Origin of the sequence: uncultured Leptotrichia sp., from assembly GCF_938036635.1 — a bacterium.
Lineage (GTDB): Bacteria > Fusobacteriota > Fusobacteriia > Fusobacteriales > Leptotrichiaceae > Leptotrichia > Leptotrichia hongkongensis.
This window is the reverse complement of sequence record NZ_CALHQO010000501.1, coordinates 1-6,371: the sequence shown is the minus strand read 5'-3', so window position 1 is coordinate 6,371 and position 6,371 is coordinate 1. Positions and strand designations below refer to the sequence as shown.

5 protein-coding genes are annotated in these 6,371 nt (G+C 28.1%); 4 read left to right on the top strand and 1 reads right to left on the bottom strand.

The features are described 5' to 3' along the window. Positions 1 to 146 precede the first annotated feature (146 nt). Both Q0370_RS10130 and Q0370_RS10125 read left to right on the top strand, forming a co-directional pair. The gene (locus Q0370_RS10130; protein ID WP_299575304.1) at positions 147 to 2,009 is read left to right on the top strand and encodes a DUF4153 domain-containing protein; all 1,863 of its coding nucleotides are present in this window, start codon (positions 147 to 149) and stop codon (positions 2,007 to 2,009) included. A gap of 102 nt (positions 2,010 to 2,111) precedes the next feature. Further along, a complete protein-coding gene (locus Q0370_RS10125; protein WP_299575302.1) occupies positions 2,112 to 2,897 on the top strand; it encodes a hypothetical protein in 786 nt (261 codons plus the stop codon). Positions 2,898 to 2,998: 101 nt separating this feature from the next. Here the strand turns inward: Q0370_RS10125 and sfsA are convergent, their stop codons facing one another. Then, positions 2,999 to 3,739, bottom strand: coding sequence for a DNA/RNA nuclease SfsA (gene sfsA / locus Q0370_RS10120; RefSeq protein WP_299575300.1), 741 nt, complete (start codon positions 3,737 to 3,739; stop codon positions 2,999 to 3,001). 153 nt (positions 3,740 to 3,892) lie between these two features. Between sfsA and Q0370_RS10115 the strand changes: the two genes are divergently transcribed. Both Q0370_RS10115 and Q0370_RS10110 read left to right on the top strand, forming a co-directional pair. After that, positions 3,893 to 4,717, top strand: a complete 825-nt coding sequence (locus Q0370_RS10115) for an undecaprenyl-diphosphate phosphatase (protein ID WP_299575298.1) — start codon at positions 3,893 to 3,895, stop codon at positions 4,715 to 4,717. Continuing rightward, complete coding sequence (locus tag Q0370_RS10110) at positions 4,718 to 6,244, top strand: coproporphyrinogen III oxidase (protein ID WP_299575296.1); 1,527 nt, start codon at positions 4,718 to 4,720, stop codon at positions 6,242 to 6,244. Positions 6,245 to 6,371: the final 127 nt, after the last annotated feature.

Below are 6,371 nucleotides of genomic sequence, written 5' to 3'. Positions count from 1 at the left end.
AATTTAAATTTTATCATTAAATAAAATTTTTAGAGGTAGAAACAAGCAATTAAAATAATTTTCTCATTTTTTTTTAACTAAGAATGTGATATTATAATATAAAAATAAATAGCAAAATCAAAAATTATGATAAGAGGTGTTTATCAATGGGAAAAATTACAGAAAAATTTAAGAAGTTATTTGGATATTTTAAGGGAGGGGTTGACAGGTTTAGAGTGACGGTTGTCTTTACGTTAATGGTTTTTGGATTAGTTGTTTTGACTACAGAACTTGAGAATCTTAGTTATGAAAAGCTTTCTGTTGTTTCTTCGAGCTTGGTAGAGATAAATAAATGTTTTGTGCTTGGTATTTTTTTAACTGCGATGTTTGAAGTTATTAGGGAACAATATTTTGAAGAAAGAAAAAAATGGATAATTAGAACTATTTATACAGTTTTAACTGTTATTATTGGATTTGGAGCTTATGTTCTCTGTTTTGTTGTTTATAATTTTGAAATCGGATTTTGGATGTTGTTGCCTATTTCAATATTAATTTTTCTTTTAGTACCTATTTTAAAAAATGAAAATAAGGAAAAATATTTACAGTCTGTGTTTGTAAATTTTGTTGTATCATCAATTTTTGCAACTGTGCTTTATATCGGAATTTCATTAATTTTAGCAACAATTACTGCATTGTTTGGGTTTGAGATGTTTTATGGCTTTGTTTTAAGATTTTATATGTATTTGGGGGTATTTGTATTTGATGTTTTGGGAATATCGTTTTTCTTGTCATTGTTGAAAAAGCCTAGTGATAACTTGGAAAATTATGATTTTCCGTATATTTTAAAAATGCTTATAAAATTTGTAATTACTCCGTTAATTATTATTTATACAGGGATTTTATATGTTTATATTGCAACTGTAGCAATATTTATGAAATTACCAAAGGGAATAATTTCTCGTTTTGTCCTTTGGTACATAGCGTTTAGCCTTATTATTATAATTTTGATAACTCCGTTTGTTAAAAATGACAAATTTTTAGGTAATTTTAAAAAATATTTTCCATATTTTTCTATACCTTTAATTTTTGTTTCACTGTTTGCAATTTTTCAAAGAATTTACCAGTATGGAATTACAGAGAACCGGTATTATGTGCTTCTTCTTATATTCTGGCTATTTTTCTGCATGATTTTATACATAATAAAATCAAAAGTGACAGGAGTTTTTATAAGTTTGATTATTTGTTTAATAATTGCTGTTTATACTCCATTTAGTGCAGAAAAAGTGAGTGTTTACAGTCAAAGTCAAAGACTGAAGAGAATGCTTGTAAAATACGGAGCTTTAAAAGATGGAAAAGTTTCCAAAATTACACAAAACTTGACTAATAGACAAGGAAATGAACTTTATACAGCGATTGACTATATATCTGCTAGACAAGACTCATCGGTTAAAAATCTTGGATTAAAAAATTCTGCTGGAAAAATCTATCAAACTTCTAATGATTTGGAAAAGGATTTGGGAATTAAAGATTCTTGGAAAGAGTATTATTCTTATGGTATTGAAGATGATGATGACAGAGAAAGTTATGATGAAAGAAAAGTAATTACATATAACTTAAAGACAAATGAGAATACTTCAGCTATTTTGGAAACAAATGGTTATGATAATGTTATTCATTACCAAAAAGGATGGGGAGAAGCATCTGCTCAGACAAATGAATCTGATAAATACAAAGTTGTCATTCTAAATAAAATAATAACAATAAGTGCTAAAAATGGTACAGAACTTGCGAAATTTAATTACGAAGATGTAATAAAGCAAGTATCAACAAAATTAAAAACTCTAAAACTTCAAAATATAGGAAGTCAAGAAGAAGAATACAAAGTTCCTCAAAAAGACTTTGAATACATTGGAACAGCAGGAAATATAAGTTACAAAATTTCATTACAAAGTATTTATGAAGAAACAAAGGATGGGAAAATGACGGATATGAATTATGAGTTTGATTTTATGTTTTCTGAGAAAAAATAATTACTAAAGAATGAAAGTAGAAAATCGGAATCCTGCTGAAATAAGGTCAAAGTTGATTTAAAAGTTATAAGTTTGATTTTCGATTTTTATGAAAGGAGAAAAATGACAATAAGAAAAAAATATATGTTAATAAATTTTTCTGTTACGATATTTGTATTACTAATTGTATTCGTTTTGTGGTTACGAATGCGACACTCAATTTTTAATTATATATTGATTATTTCGCTAATCTTGGTATTTGAATTTTTAAAAATAGACAAAAGAATGTATATATACTTTTATCAAAAATATATGAATATATTAAATGAAGAACTTGATCCTGAAAAATTTATAGAAATTACGCAAAATGAATACGACAGAAATAAAAATAAGCGATATAGAAATTATATGAAACTGAATCTTTGTGCGGGATATTCTTCGCTAGGAAAAGTAGAAGAAGCGTATCAAAATTTAAAAGATATAGATTTATCCAAAAAATCATTATTCAGGGAACAGGATAAAATCCTGTATTACTATAATGAAGCACTGTTATTGCATGGACTCGAAAGAAAAGAAGAGGCAATAGTGATTTACAAAGAAAAAGTTTTAAAAATGATGGAGAAATTTAAAACTAAAAAAGGAATTGATGAAACAAATGCTATGATTGAATTTTTAAATGGAATTTTATTTTATGAAAATGATAGCACAAAAATGATAGAAATTTTATCAGAAACATTAAAAAAGCTAAGTGTTAAACGTCAGGTTTTGGTAATTAAACATTTATTGGCAAACTATAAGTCAAAAGCAGGCGAAATGGAAGAAGCAAGAAAATTATACGAAGAAGTTATTGAGAAAGGGAATAAGTTATACATTGTAGAAGAGGCAAAAGAAAAGTTGAATAAAATGTAATTATAAAAAAATAAATCGGAATTAATCAATATTTTGAATATATTCCGATTTTTTATTAATTTAAATTTGTAAACTATTTTACGATTTTTTTTATTTGAATATTAAAACAGTTTTTTTGCAACTTCTATATTTTTCACAAAACACACCTTTCCATCTTCTCTATATTCCAAAAGCATTGGATAAATTTCCACTCCATTTTTTATCGCTTCATAAAAAGTTTCTGAGAAGTTCCTATCGATAATATGTTCAGGTGCAAAAATTTCTGATTTTCTAAAAATCAAAATAAAGACAGCTGTTCTAAATCCCTCTTTTTTTAGTTCTATCAGTTCCTTCAGATGTTTTAAGGCACGCACGGAAGGAGAGCCAGGAAATTGGGCATTTTTTCCATTTACCAAAGTACAGCCTTTTACCTCAACGTAAATTTTATCTTTTTCAGTTTCCAGGTAGAAATCAAGTTTACTATTGTTATACTTAATTTCAGGTTTTATATACAAAGGTTTTCCAAATGGTGAAATTTGTGCATTGTTAAATATAGATTCTGTAATGTAGCGATGAAAAGCTGTATTAATAAGTATAATTTCTCCATGAACCTTTACTGCGATTACATCCCATTTAGTTTTTCGATTCTCATTATTAGCCTTTTTTATAAGCAGCTCAGCCCCATCAATCAATAATTCTGTTAGCCTGCCGGTATCATGCAAATGAGCAAAATCTTCTCCAGAATAATCTTCATTTTTACAGTTGCTTTTAAATTCAAATCTGACTGTAAATCGGGTAACCCTTTCTTTGAAATTTACGATTTTATCGTAATTTATAGTATAAAGAATTTTATTTTTTTTCATTTATCTTTCCTCTTTAAATAGTTATGATTTTAGAATATCACATTTAAAATAAATAAACAAGAAAATTTTATGGCTATTAATAAAGTAAAAAATATGTGATATAATAAATGATAATTTAAAAAATAGTTTTAATAAAAAAGAAAGGAAAATATTATGTTTGCAGATATTATTAAAGTATTTATTTTAAGCCTTGTGGAAGGGCTTACAGAGTTTATACCTGTCAGCAGTACAGGACATATGATTATTGTGGATCAGTTTTTGCAGCTTTCTCAAAACGAGGAGTTTGCCAATGCATTCAAGATAATTATACAGTTAGGGGCGATTTTATCGGTAGTTGTGTATTATTGGAAAAGAATTTTTCCATTTGCAAAAGGGCTTAGCAAGAGTCAGAGAGCTGATATTATTCAGATGTGGATAAAAATAGTAATTGCAGTGCTTCCTGCAGTTGTGCTAGGACTTCTTTTTGATGATATTATTGATAAAGTACTGTTTAATTCGGTAGTTGTGGCAGTAATGCTGGTTATTTATGGAGTTATACTTATCTGGCTTGAGTCGAGGGAGAAAAAGGAAGGCGGAATTACTTCAATTACCCAAATGTCAGTAAAAACTGCGATTGGAGTAGGGCTGTTTCAATGTCTTGCGATGATTCCTGGAACTTCGAGATCGGCTGCTACGATTATTGGTGGAGTTTTGCTTGGATTAAATAGAGTTTTAGCAACGGAATTTTCATTTTTTCTTGCGATTCCGACAATGCTTGGGGCGACACTTTTAAAACTAGTGAAACTTGGTACAGCTTTAAATGGATATGAATGGTTTTTAATTGCATTAGGTTTTGTGCTGTCATTTGTATTTGCGTATGCTGTGATAAAAGTATTTATGAATTACATTAAAAAGCACGATTTCAAGATATTTGGATATTATCGGATTGTTCTTGGGATAGTTGTGCTGTTGTTATACTTTATGGGAGTTATAAAATAGATGATAAGAGCGAATATTGAGATTAATCAGAATAAACTTGAGGAATTTATACGTGTGCTTTTGCCTGAGCATTATGATATTTTTTCTGAAAATAGTGAAAATGATGTGGAAATTAGTGTTAATTTTAGAAAAAATCAAGATGTGGAAAACTTTGAGAATAATTGTGGAAAACTAAAAGATTCAGAAAGTGATAACACAGAAATAATTACTGTAAATACAGTATTAATTGATAAAAAAAATGGAAAAATTTTAAAAGAAGTAACATTTTCACATAAGAAAGTCAATGAAGAATATTTTGATCAGGCAGAAGTTATGGCAAAAAGTTCCTTGATGAAACTTTTTGATAAAAAAAATGAATATAAATGGGGTATTTTAATAGGAGTACGTCCTACAAAGATTGTAGGGCGTTTTTTAAAGATGGGGTTATCTTATAATGAAATTAACGAAATATTGGAAAAAATATATCTTGTAAGCAATGAAAAAAGAAAACTTCTACTAGACATTGTAAAACGTCAAGAGCCATATCTGGACAAAGAAACAATTGGAATTTATATAGGAATTGCCTTTTGCCCTACAAAATGTTCATATTGTTCATTCCCAGCCTATCTTCTACGAGGGAAATATGCAGAGCGATATGATGAATACATAGGGTCTATTTATCACGAAGTGCGTGAAATCGGTCAATTAACACAGGAATTAGGCTTAAAAATTAACACAATTTATATTGGTGGAGGAACGCCTTCAATTTTAACGGCGAAAGAAATTGACAAATTGCTAAAAACAGTAAAAGAAAACTATAATTTAGATTATTTAAAGGAATTTACATTTGAAGCTGGAAGAATTGATACACTGGATGAAGAAAAATTAGCTATTATCAAAAGCTATGGAATAAATAAAATTAGTATAAATCCGCAGTCTTTTAATGAAAAAACTTTAAAACTTGTAAATCGTTATCACGACAGGGAACAGTTTGATAATGTCTACAAACTTGCTAAAAATTATGGATTGGAAATAAATATGGACTTGATTTTAGGCTTGCCACGTGAAACTACAGAAGATATTTTGTATACAATGGAAGAAATTTCCAAATACGATATGGAAAATCTGACAATTCATAATCTAGCAATAAAAAATGCAAGTCGTCTTAACAAAGAAAATTATGCTCACGAAGACATATTAGATTATGAAAAAATTTACGAAAAAATCGAAAATGTAACTAAAAATAAAGAGCTTTTTCCATATTATATGTATCGCCAGAAAAACAGCTTTCAATGGGGAGAAAATCTTGGATATTCCTTAAATGGAAGTGAATCGATTTACAATATCGAAATGATTGAGGAAAATAAGACAATCATTGGAATTGGAGCTGGAGCGATTACGAAACTTATCTGGTTTGATGAAGAAAAAAATCGAGATAATATAAAAAGGCTCGTAAATCCTAAAGATCCGCTGGTGTGGATGAATGAGCTGAAAGATCGGCTGGAACAGAAAAAATCTGAAATTTCAAAATTATTTCAAAAGTTTTAAAATAAATACCCCTAGTCAATTAAGATTAGGGGATTTTTGTTATATTTAAATTTCACTTATGAATAGTTTCATATTCAAAGATATACTCAAACCTATTTTAATTTAAACTGCTAAAACTATATAAATT

Excerpts from the sequence above, each read along its gene's own strand:
- Q0370_RS10130 (WP_299575304.1), top strand. The coding sequence starts at position 147 with ATGGGAAAAATTACAGAAAAATTTAAGAAGTTATTTGGATATTTTAAG.
- Q0370_RS10125 (WP_299575302.1), top strand. The coding sequence starts at position 2,112 with ATGACAATAAGAAAAAAATATATGTTAATAAATTTTTCTGTTACGATA.
- sfsA (WP_299575300.1), bottom strand. The coding sequence starts at position 3,739 with ATGAAAAAAAATAAAATTCTTTATACTATAAATTACGATAAAATCGTA.
- Q0370_RS10115 (WP_299575298.1), top strand. The coding sequence starts at position 3,893 with ATGTTTGCAGATATTATTAAAGTATTTATTTTAAGCCTTGTGGAAGGG.
- Q0370_RS10110 (WP_299575296.1), top strand. The coding sequence starts at position 4,718 with ATGATAAGAGCGAATATTGAGATTAATCAGAATAAACTTGAGGAATTT.